Genomic DNA, 14,918 nt, shown 5'->3' with positions numbered 1-14,918 from the left:
TCTGCCGTGGACATGTGTTCTCCGCGCCCGGAAGGGGCCCTGGGGACACGGGAGTTGACACACGCGCAACAAGACTGACATGCACACGCAATAGTTGGGGTAATGAACATCCTGGTCGGGTTCTGTCAGGGTGCACTCCGGATTCAAAAAGTCTTGACATGGACACGCCCCGTCAACGCGCGTAGCTGTTACCAAAGTTGACGCAGAGATCCTGCTAAAGGGAGGTTCCATGAGACGTTCCCGAATTACGGCATACGTGACCTCGCTCCTCCTCGCCACCGGCCTCGCGATCAGCGGGGCCGCATCGGCGCAGGCGTCCACCACGGCCGTGACCGGCGGCTACGTGGCGCTTGGCGACTCCTACTCCTCCGGTGTCGGATCGGGCAGCTACATCAGCTCGAGCGGCAGCTGTGACCGGAGCACCCTGGCGTACCCGTACCTGTGGAACGCCGCGCACAGCCCGTCCTCGTTCGCCTTCAACGCCTGCTCGGGCGCCACGACGGACGACGTGCTCGCCAACCAGCTCGGCTCGCTCAACTCCTCCACCGGCCTGGTGTCCATCAGCATCGGCGGCAACGACGCCGGCTTCGCCGACGTCATGACGTCCTGCGTCATCCAGTCCGACAGCTCCTGCCTGAGCCGGATCAACACGGCCCGGGCGTACGTCGGCTCCACGCTCCCCGGCAAGCTCGACAACCTCTACAACACCATCCACGCCAAGGCCCCGTCCGCCCGGGTGGTCGTGCTCGGCTACCCCGTCTTCTATCTGCTCGGCCAGAGCTGCCTCGGCCTCTCCGAGACCAAGCGGTCGGCGATCAACGACGCGTCCGCCTACATGGACAGCGTGATCCAGGGTCGCGCCCAGGCCCACGGCTTCATCTTCGGTGACGTCGGCCCCACGTTCTCCGGTCACCAGATCTGCTCCAGCAACTCCTGGCTGCACAGCGTCGACTGGCTCGACATCGGCGAGTCGTACCACCCGACGTCGGCCGGCCAGTCCGGCGGCTACCTGCCGGTGCTCACGAACGCCGCCTCCTGAGAGGTGGACCGCACTGCCCGACGGGGTGAGCCCGTCCGGGTGAACACGGCGAGCCCGTCCGGGTGACGGTCAGGGTGAGCCGGAAGAGGAAGCGGAGGCCCCGTCCGACGGGGTCTCCGTCGTCGCGCAACCGACCGAGAACGGCACGGAGCCGGACGTGGTCCGCACGGGAGAACGCACCTCCACCGCGATCTCGTTCTCGATCGTCCCGCTGTCGGAGTAGGCGGTCACCGTCACCCGCACCTGCTTCGTCCGCTCGCCGTCCGCCGGGAACGACAGCGTCCTCCAGCCCGCTTCGGCGAACGACCCGTGTGCCAGCACCCACCGGTACTCCACCGTGGCCGGCAGCCGCCCCACCGTGAACGTCGCCGTGAAGGCGGGCGCCTGCGCGGCCGGCGGCGGACAGGTCCCGTCGTACCGCGTGTGCTCCCCGACCACGGTGACGTGCACGGACTGGGCGGGCTGACTGCTCGCGGCAGAGGTCGTCCTCGCCGGCGGGGGCGCCCCGGTGTCCGCGTCCGTGCCGGAGCCCGTGGCGGAGGAGTGCGCCGTGGCGGTCCCCGTCCGGCTCGCGCCCGCCCCGCCGTTCCCCTCGGCACCACCGCCGCCCTGGTGGAGAAGCGCGTACGTCAGCCCGGCCAGCGCGAGCGCGACCGCGAGCAGCCCCGCGACCAGCACCGCCCCCGCCCGCCGGCCGCCGCCCGGTCCGGAGGTCCCGGCCCCGGTGGTGTGCTCGGCCGCGCCTTCGCCCGTCGTCCGGGGATCCGGGTGTCCGAGGGGTACCGGCATCGGCGGTGTGGGAGACGGCCGTCGGGGCTGAGCCGCGACCGTCGGCGGATACGGCGACCGGGGCGACGGCGGTGAGAAGGGCACCGTGTCCGCGAGGGGTGTGCCGCCCGCCGCGACCAGCCGCAGATCCTGCTCGGCCCGCCCGGCGGACAGCCGCTCGGCGGGGTCCTTGCGCAACAGCCCCTCGACGACGGGAGCGAGCGGTCCGGCCCGGCGCGGCGGCGGCAACTCGTCCTCCACCACGGCACGCAGGGTGCTCAGCGGAGTGTCGTACTGGAACGGGGAGTTGCCCTCGACGGCCGCGTACAGCAGCACGCCCAGCGACCACAGGTCCGACTCCGGGCCCGGGATGCGCCCCAACGCCCGCTCCGGCGCGAGGAATTCGGGCGACCCGATCACCTCTCCGGTCATCGTCAGGGCGGAGCTGCCCTCCACCGTGGCGATCCCGAAGTCGGTCAGCACCACCCTGCCGTCGTTGGCCAGCAGCACGTTGGCGGGCTTCACGTCCCGGTGCAGCACCCCGACGGCGTGCGCGGCGCGCAGCGCGGCCAGCACCTCGGCGCCGATCTGCGCGGCCCGCTGCGGCGACAACGGCCCCTCGGCGTCCAGCTGGTCGGCGAGGGACAGCCCGCGCACCAGCTCCATCACGATCCAGGGACGGCCGCCCTCCATCGCCACGTCGTACACCGTGACGACGTTGCGGTTGGCGACGCGGGCCGCCGCCCACGCCTCGCGCTCCAGTCGGGCGTACATCCGCTCGACGTCCGCCGCGGGCAGCCCCGCGGGGGCCCGTACCTCCTTCACCGCCACCTCGCGGTGCAGTACCTCGTCGCGGGCGCGCCACACCGTGCCCATGCCGCCCTCGCCCAGCGGGGACAGCAGACGGTAGCGTCCCGCGATCACACGTTCACGGCCCGGATCTTCGGACACGAGCGCCCCCCACGGCATCTCACGCGATTCCTCCACAAAAGTAGCTCAGCCGAGCGCGGATGCGGCCCCCCTGAGCACCAATCCGGCACCGAGGGCCACGACGACCAGCGCGGACGCGAGCGGCAGGGTCCGGCGTGCCAGGGCGGCGACCGGGTGGGTGGTCCAGCGGGGGCGCCGGTCCAGCAGCCGGCCGACCCCCGAGCCCAGCCGTACGACGGCGAACCCGGCCGCCGTCAGCGTCAGCGCGAGCCCGACGCCGTACGCCACGACCAGCAGCAGCCCGAACCACGCCTGCCCGAGCGCCGCGGCCCCGACCAGCACCACCACCGCGGAGGGGCTGGGCACGAGACCACCGGCGAACCCGAGCAGGATCGTGCCGCGGAGGGTGGGAGCGGTGGAGTGGGTGTGCGTGTGGCCGCCGTGGGTGTGGGAGGGGGAGTGGGCCAGGGCGTGGTCGTGGTCGTGCTCCGGTTCCTGTCCGTGTTCCCGTCCGTGTTCGTGTTCGTGGTGGTGGAGTTCGGGGGTGTGGTGCGCCGACGGGGTGCCGGGGAGGGCGGCCGCCAGGGCCAACGGGCGCTTTTCCGCGTGCTCGTGCGTGTGTTCACGCGCGTGTGAGCGTGCGTGCTCGTGCTCGTGCTCGTGCGCGCGGTCGTGGGTGTGCGGGTGCGGATGGGTGTGTCCGTGCCCGTGTCCGTGGGCGTGGCTGCTTTCGTGTCCGTGTGTCCTGTTGCGCCATGCCCGGCGTACGAGGTTCGCGCCCGCCGTGAGGACCATGGCGCCGCTGGCGATGCCCAGCCAGGCGATCACCGAGGGCGTGGCGGCGGAACCGGCGGTGACCAGCAGGCCCAGGGTGATCACGCCGAGGGTGTGGGTCACGGTGACCGAGGCCGCGAGGGGGAGCACGTCCCCCAGGCGGGCCCGGCCGCCGCGCGCGGCCGCCGTCGCGGCCATCAGGGTCTTGCCGTGGCCCGGTGCGAGGGCGTGCAGCGCGCCGAGCCCGACGGCGATGAGCAGCGCGAGGGCGGCGAAGGCGAAGGTGAGGTCGTGACGGGCGACCAGGTCGTTCAGGGCCTGGGTCCAGCGGTCGGCGCCCCGGGGCAGCACCGAGGCGGCGGGGGCGTCCTGGTGTTCCGCCGCCAGGGCGGGGCCGCCGGCGCGCACCCGCAGCCGGGCGGTGGAGGTGTCGGCGGGGGAGGAGAGCAGCTCCTTGGGGTAGACGGTGAGCCGGTGGGAGGCCGACCTCTTGGGCACGTCGGACGCCGTCAGCGTCATCCGGTCGCCCCGCGCGGTGATCTCCCGCCAGCCGGGACCGGAGGACGCGCCCGCGCTGTGGAAGCCGAGGGTGACATGAGCGCCCTTGGGCAGGCGTGCCGTCTCGGCGCACTCCACGCGAAGCGTGTCCAGTCCGGCCTGCCCGGGACGCAGGTGTGCCGTGGCGGACCCGGCGGTGAGCGGGACGGCGCGGCCGTCGACGGTGAGTGCACTGTCCCGGGCTGCCGTCGCGCAGCGCCTGCGGGCCCACTCGGCGATGCCGAGCCGTTCGATGTCGGGCTTGGCCTGGGTCGCCGGGATCTCGGCCAGGTCCTCCACATGGTCGACGCGGAGCAGACCCGGGGCGGCGACGAGACCGTCGTACCGGTTGACGGTGAAGTTGCCGAGCGGGTGCGCGCTCGCGGCCGGGGCGGGGCCGAGCGCGAGGGCGCAGGCGGCCGAAAGGACGGCCGCGGCGCCGGCGAGCGGGCGGCGGAGGTTCACTTCGCGGCCCCCAGTGCCTCACGGGCCGCGGCGGCACCCAGCGGGGAGAAACCGGGGTTCAGCTTCAGAGCCGCCCGCAGGGAGGCACGGCCGTCCTTCGCGTGGCCGGTCGCCAGCTCGATCATGCCCCGGTGGAAGAGGAAGGCGGCGTTGCGGTAGCCGGTCGCCGTGGCCTGCCGGGCGTGCGGGAGGGCCTCCCGGTCAAGGCCGTTGACGTGCAGCGCCCAGGCGAGTGCGTCCGCGGTGTGCACGGTGTGGCGGCGGGCCCACTCGGCCCGGGCCGCGCGCAGGGCGGACGCCTTGTCGCCGTGGTCGGCGGCGGCCAGCGCGGTGTCGAGGTCGGCGTCGACGCCGTTGGCGCGGGCCAGTGCGATCCACGCGTCGACCAGCGCGTACTGCTCGCGGGCCCGGGTCGGGTCGCCCGCCGCGTCTCTGGCCTCGTACAGCTCGCCCAGCTCGACGAGCGGGCCGGGCAGCGGAGCGCGCGAGACCACCGCCTCCATGCCCTTGACCGCCTCCGCCCGCCGGCCGCTCGCCGCCTGTGCGCGGGCTCGTCCTTCGAGCGCGGGCAGGTAACTGTCGTCGGCGGCCAGGGCGCGCGCGTAGAACGTGAGGGCGGACTTGTAGTCGCCCTGGTTCCAGGCGAGTTGGCCGAGCTGTGCGGCCACGTACGTGACATCGCCGGGTGTGGCGGCCCCGGCGAGTGCCTGTTCGAGCACCCGCCGTGCCGTGGTCACGTCGCCGCGCAGTTCGCGCACGTACGCGTACCGCGTGAAGACCGGTACGCCCGGCCTGCGTGTGTCGGCGGTCTCGGCCGCCTTGGACGCCTCGGCGTACCGGCCGAGTTCGACGAGTGCGTCGATCCGGGAGCACAGCGCTCGTTCGCTGTACGGATTCTGTTCCAGCGCCCGGTCCGCGTAGGTGAGGGCGTCCGTGAAGTCGTGGCGGGCGGCGGCGAGGGCGGCCTGGCCGGCCAGGGCCTGGTCGTTGCCGGGTGCCAACGCGAGGGACCGCTTCAGCGCCTTCTCCGCCTGCGGGTACCTGCCAGGATCACCCTTGGTCCGCGCCTGCTCGACGTACGCCAGGCCGAGCGTGGACCAGCCGCCGAAGTCCCGCGGCTGAGAGCGGAGATGAGTCTGCAGGGCGGCGATGCCCGCGTCCAGGTTGCCGCCGGCCAGCACGCCCGGATCGACGGCACCGGAGGCGGCGGCCGCCGCCACGGGCGTCCCGCCCCGCCCGGCCCCGAAGGCGATCGCCCCGCCGGTCAGGGCGACGGACAACAGGACGGCACAGCCCGCCAGCCGGACACGCCGCAGACGCGTCCGGGCACGGTCGGGCCGCGACGCACTCGCCTCTTCGTCGCGCCGGTCGGTACGGCCGTGAGTCTCCGCGTCGCGCCGGTCGGTACGGCCGTGAGTCTCCGCGTCGCGCTCGTCGGCGGGCACGGCCTCCGCGTCCCGCCCGTCGCCGGGCACGGTCTCCACGTCGTCCCTCGCGTCGGCGAGAGCGGGAGCTTCTTCGTCCCGTCCGTCGGCAGGCGGGCCCGTCTGCTCGTCCCGCCCGGCGGGGCGCCCGCCCGTCTCCTCGTCATGCGTACGCGGGGCCATGCCCTCTCCTAGGTCGCCTGGTGCCAGTGCCTGATGGTGTTCGGAAGGGAAGGCGCGGCCCGCCGTGGGGGAGTGGGGTCACGGGCCGCGCCGGTCGGTGGGGTGAGGGTCAGTACGGGCGCTGCATGCGGCGGCGCCACCACGCGAGGGCGGTGCCGATCAGCAGGATCCCGGCGGCGCCCGAGGCGGCCGAGCCGGCGATCAGCATCGTGTCGTCCGTGCCGCCGGACGAGGAGCCGGTCGGCTGCAGCGCGTCACCGAGCTGGCTGCGCACGTCCGCACCCGAGGTCGTGCCCTTGGCGAGCGGGCCGCGCGAACCCGAGGTGGGCTCGGCGACGTACGGGAAGTACTTCTCGAACTTCTTGTCGTTCTTGTCCACGGCGTCACCCAAGTCGTTCTTGGAGCCGAGCAGTTCGCCCTCCACGACCTGGAGCGCCTCGTCGACCACGTCGTCGGTGAGCCGACGGCCGTTCGGGAAGCCCGCGTTGTCACCGTCCAGCACTCCGAGCCGCTTGGGATGCATGCTCGGCTTGATGGAGGTGTTCAGGCGCAGTTCCTCCGAAGGGCGCACGTTCGGCGGCTGGTTGAGGCCCTTGACGCCCTTGAGGAACACGTCGACCAGGTCGTTGCGCGGTTCGGCGGGCGCCTTGATCTTGTAGATGCCCTCGATGAGCTTGGGAAGCTCGGGGTTGGTGACGTTCTTCAGGAACTGCGCGTCGTACCAGGGCGCGGACGCGTTGAACCTGTCCTTGTCCTTCTGCGGGTTGACCACCTCGTTGACGAGCGGGTTGCCGAGCCGGGAGACCTGGGCGTAGGCGCCCCGCGCGTTGCGGCGCTGCGTGGTGGACCAGACGCCGACCACCGGCTGGCCGGAGGACTCGCGGATCAGGTCGTTGGGGACCTGGAGGGCGATCGTGTTGACGTTGTAGCCCTTGAGCGTGTCCCGGCCGACCTCGGTGAGGTTGCCGCCGTACAGCAGGTCGAAGACGCGCAGGTCGAGGAAGAAGGGGTCGTCCGCCTGGCCGGCGAAGGTCGTCGCGCCGCCCGCCGTCTTGTACACGGCCTGCGTGCGCAGCTTGCCGTAGTCCGGCATGGAGGCCTTGCCGACGTTCGACGGCGCCACGGGCACGTCGTCCGCGAGCTTCGTCTTCGACACCACCCGCTGGTTCCTGAGCCGGACCAGATCGATGTCGTACGTCTGCGTGACGTTGAGGTCGGGGTCGTCCAGACTGGTGACCGGACCGGTGTTGTACAGGAACGTGTTGCCGTTCTTCGTCCTGGTCCTGAAGGTGTACCGGAAGAGCAACTCGCCCTGCGCGTCACCGTTGTTGTCGATGTGGATGTCGTACTGGGCGTCGTCCGCGAACGTGTAGAAGTTCGGCCCGCCGGCCGGCTCCTCGAACGGGATCCAGTTGGCGACGATCGTCGTCGTGTCGGGCTTGTCCGGGCTGGCGAACGCGTACAGGTCCGTGTTGTCGTACTGCGGGGTCCCCGATATCAGCGGGGCTTCCCGGTGGGAGGAGGCGGAGGCCGCCCCGGGTTCCAGCGCGGTGACGCCGGCGGCTGCGAGCCCCCCGGCGGCCAGCGCACCACAGATGAGCGAGACCAGGCCCTTGCGCCCTGTGTCGCTCCTGGAGAAGAGAGCAGTCATGCCGTCCGTCCTCAGTGCCGACTTGCCTTTGACGGACGGGTATACGGAGCGGGGCCGCCGTTCGGATTGGTCGGACGGGAATTTTCTTTTCCGGGTTTCCGGCCCGCGTTTCCGGCCCGCTGATCCGTACCACCCACCGGAGGTGTGCGTTCGTGCGGATGCGTGGGGTCAGAGGCAGGGCCGGCTGCGGCCACGGAAGCCAGGCGGAGGGGGCCGGGTTGGAGGCGGAAGAACTTCTGGTGCGCGTGGCGGGCGGCGACCAGAAGGCGTTCGAGGACCTGTACGGACTGGTGAACGGACCCGTCTACGGTCTCGTACGGCGGATCGTGCGCGACCGTGCCCAGTCCGAGGAGGTCGCCCAGGAGGTGCTGCTCGAACTGTGGCGCTCCGCGGCCCGGTTCGACCCCGTGCGGGGCAGCGCCCTGTCCTGGATCCTCACCCTCACCCACCGCCGCGCGGTCGACCGGGTGCGCAGCGCCCGCGCGGCCGGCGAACGCGAGCAGCGCGAGGCCCTGCGCGCCGGGGAACCCGCCTTCGACCAAGTCGCCGAGGAGGTCGAGGCCGCCCTGGAACGCGAGTGGGTACGCCGCTGCCTGGACCGGCTCACCGCCCTGCAACGCCAGTCCGTCACCCTCGCCTACTACGACGGGTACACCTACCGTGAGGTGGCCGAGCGGCTGAAACTGCCGCTCGGTACGGTCAAGACCCGGATGCGCGACGGACTCACCCGGCTGCGCGAGTGCCTGGGAGGCGCCGCATGAGCATCCTCGGCCGTCTGCTGCGCCGCGAGGACCCGCACTCCCTCGCCGCCCCCTACGCCCTCGACGCCCTCGAACCCGGCGAGCGGCGCCGCTTCGAGAAGCACCTCGGAGGCTGTGACCGGTGCGCGGCCGAGGTCCGCGCCCTGTCCGAGGACGCCGTGCGCCTCGCCCTCTCCACCGCCGCTCCCGCCCCCGCCGCCCTGCGCGACAGGGTCCTGGCCGCCGTCCGCACCACCCCGCAGGAACAGGCGCCGGCCCCCGCCCGGACCCGTGCCCCCCAACTGCCGCCACACGTCTGGGGGACCCAGCCCCCGCCGGCCCGTACCCGTGTACCCCGCGCGCGCCCTCTGTTCGTACCGCTGGCCACGGCGACCGCCGCGGCGGCCCTCGTCGTCGCCTCCCTCTTCGCGGTCCAGGCGGGCCGGACCCAGGACCGGCTCGACGCCGAGCGCGCCCAGGCACGTGAGATCGCCCACGTTCTCGCCGCCCCCGACGCCCGTGCGGCCGGCAGCGAGGACGCGCGCGGGCGCGGCATGGCGGTGATCGCGTCGGCGGCGCAGGGCCGGGCCGTCGTCACCCTCAGCGGTTACGGCACCCCGTCCGGTGGACGCGTGCGCCAGTTGTGGGTCATGCGCCCCCATGCGCAACCGCGCTCCCTCGGGCTCCTGGCGGGCGACACGCCCTTGGTCGCCAAAGGTCTGGAGAAGTCGGCCACGTCACTCGCCGTGACCATCGAGCCCGACGGCGGCTCATCGCAACCCACCGGCCAGCCGATTGTCCAACTCACCCTGAATTCGGTCGGATTCGGAGAGTAGTCAAATGCGGGTGATCAACCGCCTTGCGGGGAAGGTGAATCCTGTGGGCGAGATACCCGCATGCCCCAATGGGGCGATAGGGTTACCCTGCCCGGGCCGGGTGACTCGTACGGGTGGGGAGTGACATGGAGCAGATAGCAATGCGCAGCAGGGCCAGGATCCCTGCCATCACCTGCGGGAGCAGCGCGACCAGTTCGCGCCTCGACCGCCATCTGTCGGTGCTGGCCGGACCCGCCATACCGCAGCGGGAGACGGTCGAGGCGACCTCGCTGATGCGTGAGCTGACCACCCGTGACACCGCGCACCAGCGCAGTGACCGGGGTACGCGCGTGAGCCGGGTGTCGCTCTTCGCGCCCCTGCGCAGGCTGCGCCGTTCGCTGTTCGGCGGACAGTGAGCACATCCTGAGCACGTCCTGAGTGGCCGCCGAGCGGACCCGGTGAGGGTTCCGTTCGCGTCCCGAGTGCACCGGTGTTCCCCGTAGTTCTTCTCGAGAGCCCGCGTTCAGGTCACCACACCGTTTCGGTGTCACGCCGCGACCGCGTCGTCCGTCATCCCCACGGCGCGCGGCGAGGTCGCGATGTGCCGGCCGAACGCGGGTACGCCTCCGAGCCCGTCCCCACCCCGCCCGGCAGCGGGAGGGGAGGCGAGACTCTCCTCACCCCTCCCCACCGCTTCTCCCCTCCGCCCTTCTCGGGCGGGCGGTCACTTCCCGCCGCGCGCGTACCGCCGTACGGCCAGCGGCAGGAACACCGCCGTCAGGGCCACGCTCCAGGCGAGCGCCCCGGCGACCGGATGGGCCACCGGCCAGGCCGATCCGGCCGGGGCGGGCGCGTCGCCGAAGAGCACCCGCAGGGCGGTCGTCACCGCGCTGATCGGGTTCCACTCGGCGAGCGTGCGCAGCCAGCCGGGCAGATTGCCGGTCGGGATGTACGCGTTGGACAGCAGCGGCAGCACGAAGGAGGAGGCGCCGAGCTGTCCGGCGGCGTCCTCGCTGCGCGTCAGCAGCCCCAGGTGGATTCCGACGCAGGTGCAGGCGAACCGGAAGAGCAGCAGAAGCCCCACCGCGCCGGCCGCCTCCGCCGCGGACCCGTGGATCCGCCACCCCACGGCCAGTCCCACCAGCAGGAGCGGCACAGTGCCGACGGCGGTGACGACGAGGTCCGCCACCGCCTGGCCGAGCGGCACGGCCGCCCGGCTCACCGGCATCGTCCGGAAGCGGTCCATCACGCCCCGGTGCGTGTCCTGGGCGGCCTGGAACATGCCGGTCATCAGACCGCCGGCCGCGGTCGCCACCAGCAGCCCGGGCACCAGGAAGGACCGGTACTCGCGGCCGGGCATCGCCAGCGCGCTGCCGAACACGTAGCCGAAGAACAGCAGCATGTTCACCGGCATCATCTGGGTCAGGACGGCCAGCCCCGGGCTGTTGCGGACCCGGCGCAGTTGCCTGCCCGTCATCGCCAGGCCGTCGTGCACCAACGCGCTCATGTCACCAGCTCCTTGCTGTCGGCGGCCGCTCCGGTGAGCCGCAGGAAGACGTCGTCGAGAGTGGGCGGCCGCAGACTCACGTCCAGCAACGCCACGCCCGCCGCGTCGAGTTCGCGCACGAGACGCGGCAGTGTGAGGGTCGGATCGGTGGTGACCGCGCCGACGGTGCGGCGGTCGGCGTCCAACGCGGGCAGCTTGCCGGTGAGTTGGTCCAGAACCGCGGCGGCCCGCGGCATCCCGTCGGCGTCCGCGACGATGACCTCCGCGTACGACCCGATGAGCGCCTTGAGTTCGGCGGGTGACCCGGTGTGCGCCACCCGTCCCCGGTCCACCAGGGCTATGTCGTCGGCGAGTTGGTCGGCCTCCTCCAGGTACTGGGTGGTCAGCAGTACGGTCGTGCCGTCCGCCTTCAGCCGGCGGACCGCCTCCCAGACCTGGCCGCGGCTGGCCGGGTCGAGTCCGGTGGTCGGTTCGTCGAGGAAGAGCACCTCGGGACGCCGGACCAGGCTCGCGGCCAGGTCGAGCCGGCGGCGCATGCCGCCCGAGTAGGTGGCCGCCTTCCGGTCCGCGGCCTCGGTCAGTCCGAAGCTCTCCAGCAGTTCGCCGGCCCGCCGGGCCGGTTCCCGTACCCGGTGCAGCCGCGCGAACAGCCGCAGGTTCTCCCGGCCCGTGAGGTCGCCGTCGACCGAGGCGTACTGGCCGGTGACGCCGATCCGGGACCGTACGGCCGCCGCCTCGCGCACCAGATCGTGCCCCGCCACCCTGGCCGAGCCCGCGTCCGGCCGCAGCAGCGTGGTCAGCAGCCGCACAGCCGTCGTCTTGCCCGCCCCGTTGGGGCCGAGCAGCCCGCACACCGTGCCTCGGGCCACGGCCAGATCGAGCCCGCGCAGGGCGTGCACCGCGCCGAAGCGCTTCTCCAGACCTTCACTAAGTACAGCGTACGTAGTAGCCATGTGCCGACCATAGCGCACTACGTACGCTGTACGTAACTAGGATGGTGGGCGAGGTGATGACCGATGACAGTCCGAGGGGCCGTTCCCGAAGTGATCTGGGCGCGCCCCGAGCGCACCGGCCGGGGTCCCAAGCCCGCGTACACGCGCGACGACATCGCGGCGGCTGCCGTCCGGGTCGCCGACGCCGGGGGGCTCGACGCCGTGTCGATGCGGCACGTCGCCGCCGAACTGGGGTGCGGGACCATGTCGTTGTACAACTACGTCCCCCGCAAGGAGGACCTGTACGAGCTGATGGTGGACGCGGTCAGCGCGGAGCACGAACCGTGGGAACCGAGCGGGGACTGGCGGGCGGATCTGCTGCGGGTGGCCCACGACACGCGCGCACTGCTGCACCGCCACCCGTGGATGCCGCGCCTGATGTCCCCGGCGTACGGCTTCAGCCCGCACGCCCTGCGCTACCTCGAGCACTGCCTGGCCTGCCTGGACCCGCTCGACGCGTCCTACGGCACCAAGCTCGAACTCGTCGCCATGATCAACGGTGTCGTGACCACCTACGTCCGCAACGAGCTCGACACCGCCGAGCGGGTGCGCGCGCTGCCCTGGTCCGAGGAACAGGAGAACGCCGTCCGCATCGCCTACCTCGGCAGCCGGATCGGCTCCGGCGCCTACCCGAGGATGGCGGCCGCGTTCGCGGAGGACGCGGGGCCGATCGACCTGGAGGCGGTGTTCCAGCGGGCGCTGGAGCGAGTCCTCGACGCGTATGCGCTGCGCTAGCTCAGGGTTGTTGGGGGTCGGGGTGGTGTGGAGGGTGCGGGTCGGTTGGGGCTGGTCGCGCAGTTCCCCGCGCCCCTGAGGGGGTTGTTGTGAGGTGGGTTGGTGCGTGTGGGGGTCTCGGTCGTGGGGGGTCTCGGCCGTGTGGGGGGTGCGGGTCGGGTGGGGCTGGTCGCGCAGTTCCTCGCGCCCCTTGGGGGGTTGTCGTGAGGTGGGTTGGTGTGGTGGGGGGTCTCGGTGGTGTGGGGGGTGCGGGTCGGGTGGGGCTGGTCGCGCAGTTCCTCGCGCCCCTTGGGGGGTTGTCGTGAGGTGGGCTGGTGGGGTGGAGGGGCATTGTGCGGGGGCTAGAGCAGGGCGAACTGGCCCTCTGGGCCTTCCTCCTGGTGGTCCAGGACCGAGGCGGGGCGGTGGGAGGACGAGGGGGTGGGTAGGACGCCCGCTTGGCGCAGTTCCGTCGATGTGACCGGTGAAGTCATCGTCAAGTCGGCCCGCAGGGGGCGGAGTTCCGCCAGCAGGGCCAGGACCGTGATCAGCTCCAGCAGTTCCGAGGTCCAGGACTGCGGCCAGGCCGAGGGGCGGATCGCCGCGAGGGTGCCGGGCTCGGCCGTGGCGGTGCGGGCCGCGAACCAGCCCTCCAGGACACGTACTCGGGCCACCTCGTGGTCCCAGGCCCGCGGCGGGACGGGGGAGATGCGGCCCTCGTCGAGGCACAGGGTCTCCTCGGCGCGGTCGTAGACGAGGGTGCGCGGGCGGTCGGGCAGGGGCGCGCGTACGTAGGGCCGGCGGCCGCCCGGCAGCTTGGGGCGCTCGCCGTCGCGCCGCATGAGCCACAGCATGCGACGGCCCAGCTCCACCCCTTCCGCCCACACTCCGGCGTCCCCGCTGAGCGGCACGGTGAGGTCGGGGCGGGCCGCGGCGAGGATCCACGCCAGGACGTCCACGGGGGAGGGGCGTTCACCGAGCCGGGCGCCCAGATGGTCCAGCAGGCCCGGGGCCAGGTTCGGTTCGGCGCCGTCCGGGCGGCGGTACAGCGGGCGGATGCGGCCCGTACGGAGGGCGGGGAACAGTGAGGTCGCCAGTACAGGGGCCTGCCCGGCCGCCTCCCCGCCCGTCTCCACCACGAACACCTGCCGCTCGTCCGCCACCCGCCACAGCTCCGGACGGGCCGTGTCGAGCAGTCGGTGGTCGGGGATCAGCCACTGCTCGTCGAAGGGTGCCGCCAGCACGCGCACCAGGTCCGCGCAGGGCCCCTCGGCGCGTGCCAGCCGCTCGGTGCCGGTCCGCCGGCCGGGCAGCTGGCCCACCGCCGAGCGCGGAGTGCGGGCCCGGGTCGGCTCGAACAGGGCCTCCCGGTGCGGACCCTGGGCCTTCAGCAGGGCCTCCCAGCGAGCCTTCAGGGAAGCCGGGTCGGGCGCCGTCGGCCACGCGCGGCCGGGCCGCAGCGGTGCGACGGACCACGGCATGAGGTCGGCCAGCGGCGGCGCGTCGTCGTGCGTCACGCTGGGCATCGTACGACCTGAACCCGGACCGGGCACCGGTGCCGGACAGCCGCGCGGGGCCCCGCCGTGCCGTGTCCGGTGGCGCGGTCGGTCATCAGGTGGCCTCCAGGGTGACGGTGAAGGAGAAGCGGTCGCCCCGGTAGTGGATCACCGCCACGTCCAGCACCCGGCCGCCGCCGTCGTACGTGATGCCCGTGTAGTGCAGGATCGGGCTGAGCAACGGCACTTGGAGCAGTCGTGCCGTCTCCGGGTCGGCGAGCCGGGCCTCCACGGTGTCCGTGATACGGCTGATGTCGGCGCCCACGAAGTCCCGCAGCACCTTGGTCATCGGCCAGCGCAGCAGGTCCGCCGGGTCGATGCGCGCGGCCAGTTCGGGGCGTACGTGGTTGACGGCGTGGTTGGTCGGCTCGCCGGTCTTCTCGTCGCCGCGCAGGCGGTGGTAGGCCGCCACCTCGGTGAGGTCCGGGAAGTGCTCCGCGAGGTCGGGCGGCACGGGCACCCGGGCGTGGTCCAGCAGTTCGGTCGTCATGCCGGACTGCTGGGCCACGATCGCGTCCACCGAGCCCAGCAGCCGCACCGGTGCGCCGCGCCGCACACCGGGTTCGATGAAGGTGCCGCGCCGCCGGTGCCGGCTGATCAGGCCCTCGTCCTCCAGCTCCTTCAGCGCCTGCCGCATGGTCAGCACGCTCACCCCGTAGTGCTCCGCCAACTGCTCCTCGGTGGGCAGGCGCAGCGGGTCCTGCGGCGAACGGCCGAGGATCGAGGCGCGCAGCGACTGCGACACCTGGTACCAGAGCGGCAGCTTGCGGTTCAGGACTATGGAATCCGGAGCGAAAGAGGTCACGGTGCTATCCGTACCTGT

Annotated in this window: 13 protein-coding genes; 5 read left to right on the top strand and 8 right to left on the bottom strand. The window is 72.7% G+C overall.

Annotation, left to right across the window (positions count from 1 at the left end; genetic code table 11):
* Positions 1-229: 229 nt before the first annotated feature.
* Positions 230-1,039 carry an SGNH/GDSL hydrolase family protein gene (locus tag OIB37_RS08485; RefSeq protein WP_330456914.1) on the top strand — a complete coding sequence of 270 codons (810 nt, stop codon included), beginning with the start codon at positions 230-232 and terminating at the stop codon, positions 1,037-1,039.
* A 69-nt stretch (positions 1,040-1,108) separates the two neighbouring features.
* On the opposite strand, the gene OIB37_RS08480 is transcribed toward OIB37_RS08485, so the two are convergent.
* The 4 genes from OIB37_RS08480 to OIB37_RS08465 all read right to left on the bottom strand — a co-directional run bounded on the left by OIB37_RS08480 (position 1,109) and on the right by OIB37_RS08465 (position 7,771).
* Positions 1,109-2,776, bottom strand: coding sequence for a serine/threonine-protein kinase (locus OIB37_RS08480; RefSeq protein ID WP_330456913.1), 1,668 nt, complete (start codon positions 2,774-2,776; stop codon positions 1,109-1,111).
* Positions 2,777-2,803: 27 nt separating this feature from the next.
* The gene (locus OIB37_RS08475; protein ID WP_330456912.1) at positions 2,804-4,513 is read right to left on the bottom strand and encodes a HoxN/HupN/NixA family nickel/cobalt transporter; all 1,710 of its coding nucleotides are present in this window, start codon (positions 4,511-4,513) and stop codon (positions 2,804-2,806) included.
* The gene (locus OIB37_RS08470) at positions 4,510-6,120 is read right to left on the bottom strand and encodes a tetratricopeptide repeat protein (protein WP_330456911.1); all 1,611 of its coding nucleotides are present in this window, start codon (positions 6,118-6,120) and stop codon (positions 4,510-4,512) included. The genes OIB37_RS08475 and OIB37_RS08470 overlap by 4 nt, the downstream gene beginning before the upstream one ends.
* Before the next feature lie 109 nt (positions 6,121-6,229).
* On the bottom strand, positions 6,230-7,771 hold the full coding sequence (locus OIB37_RS08465) for a DUF4331 domain-containing protein (RefSeq protein WP_330456910.1): 1,542 nt from the start codon (positions 7,769-7,771) through the stop codon (positions 6,230-6,232).
* Positions 7,772-7,989: 218 nt separating this feature from the next.
* Here OIB37_RS08465 and OIB37_RS08460 point away from each other — a divergent pair, with 218 nt between their 5' ends.
* The 3 genes from OIB37_RS08460 (at position 7,990) to OIB37_RS08450 (ending at position 9,742) form a co-directional block, all read left to right on the top strand.
* A complete protein-coding gene (locus tag OIB37_RS08460; RefSeq protein ID WP_330456909.1) occupies positions 7,990-8,532 on the top strand; it encodes a sigma-70 family RNA polymerase sigma factor in 543 nt (180 codons plus the stop codon).
* Positions 8,529-9,347 carry an anti-sigma factor gene (locus OIB37_RS08455; protein WP_330456908.1) on the top strand — a complete coding sequence of 273 codons (819 nt, stop codon included), beginning with the start codon at positions 8,529-8,531 and terminating at the stop codon, positions 9,345-9,347. The genes OIB37_RS08460 and OIB37_RS08455 overlap by 4 nt, the downstream gene beginning before the upstream one ends.
* 125 nt (positions 9,348-9,472) lie before the next feature.
* Complete coding sequence (locus OIB37_RS08450; protein WP_330456907.1) at positions 9,473-9,742, top strand: hypothetical protein; 270 nt, start codon at positions 9,473-9,475, stop codon at positions 9,740-9,742.
* A 308-nt stretch (positions 9,743-10,050) separates the two neighbouring features.
* Here OIB37_RS08450 and OIB37_RS08445 read toward each other — a convergent pair whose 3' ends face one another.
* Both OIB37_RS08445 and OIB37_RS08440 read right to left on the bottom strand, forming a co-directional pair.
* Complete coding sequence (locus OIB37_RS08445; protein WP_330456906.1) at positions 10,051-10,833, bottom strand: ABC transporter permease; 783 nt, start codon at positions 10,831-10,833, stop codon at positions 10,051-10,053.
* Positions 10,830-11,786 (bottom strand): ATP-binding cassette domain-containing protein, encoded by a 957-nt coding sequence (locus OIB37_RS08440; RefSeq protein WP_330456905.1) that lies wholly within the window; start codon positions 11,784-11,786, stop codon positions 10,830-10,832. Before OIB37_RS08440 ends, OIB37_RS08445 begins: the two co-directional genes overlap by 4 nt.
* A 63-nt stretch (positions 11,787-11,849) precedes the next feature.
* Here OIB37_RS08440 and OIB37_RS08435 point away from each other — a divergent pair, with 63 nt between their 5' ends.
* Positions 11,850-12,560: a TetR/AcrR family transcriptional regulator gene (locus OIB37_RS08435; protein ID WP_330456904.1), complete on the top strand. Its 711-nt coding sequence runs from the start codon at positions 11,850-11,852 to the stop codon at positions 12,558-12,560.
* Positions 12,561-12,901: 341 nt separating this feature from the next.
* Here the strand turns inward: OIB37_RS08435 and OIB37_RS08430 are convergent, their stop codons facing one another.
* Positions 12,902-14,065 carry a type ISP restriction/modification enzyme gene (locus tag OIB37_RS08430; RefSeq protein WP_330456903.1) on the bottom strand — a complete coding sequence of 388 codons (1,164 nt, stop codon included), beginning with the start codon at positions 14,063-14,065 and terminating at the stop codon, positions 12,902-12,904.
* An 85-nt stretch (positions 14,066-14,150) separates the two neighbouring features.
* Positions 14,151-14,900, bottom strand: a complete 750-nt coding sequence (locus tag OIB37_RS08425; protein ID WP_330456902.1) for a GntR family transcriptional regulator — start codon at positions 14,898-14,900, stop codon at positions 14,151-14,153.
* Positions 14,901-14,918: the final 18 nt, after the last annotated feature.

Source organism: Streptomyces sp. NBC_00820, assembly GCF_036347055.1.
In the GTDB taxonomy this organism is placed as follows: Bacteria; Actinomycetota; Actinomycetes; order Streptomycetales; family Streptomycetaceae; genus Streptomyces.
The sequence above is the reverse complement of the archived record's forward strand: the minus strand, read 5'-3'. Positions and strand labels throughout refer to the sequence as shown.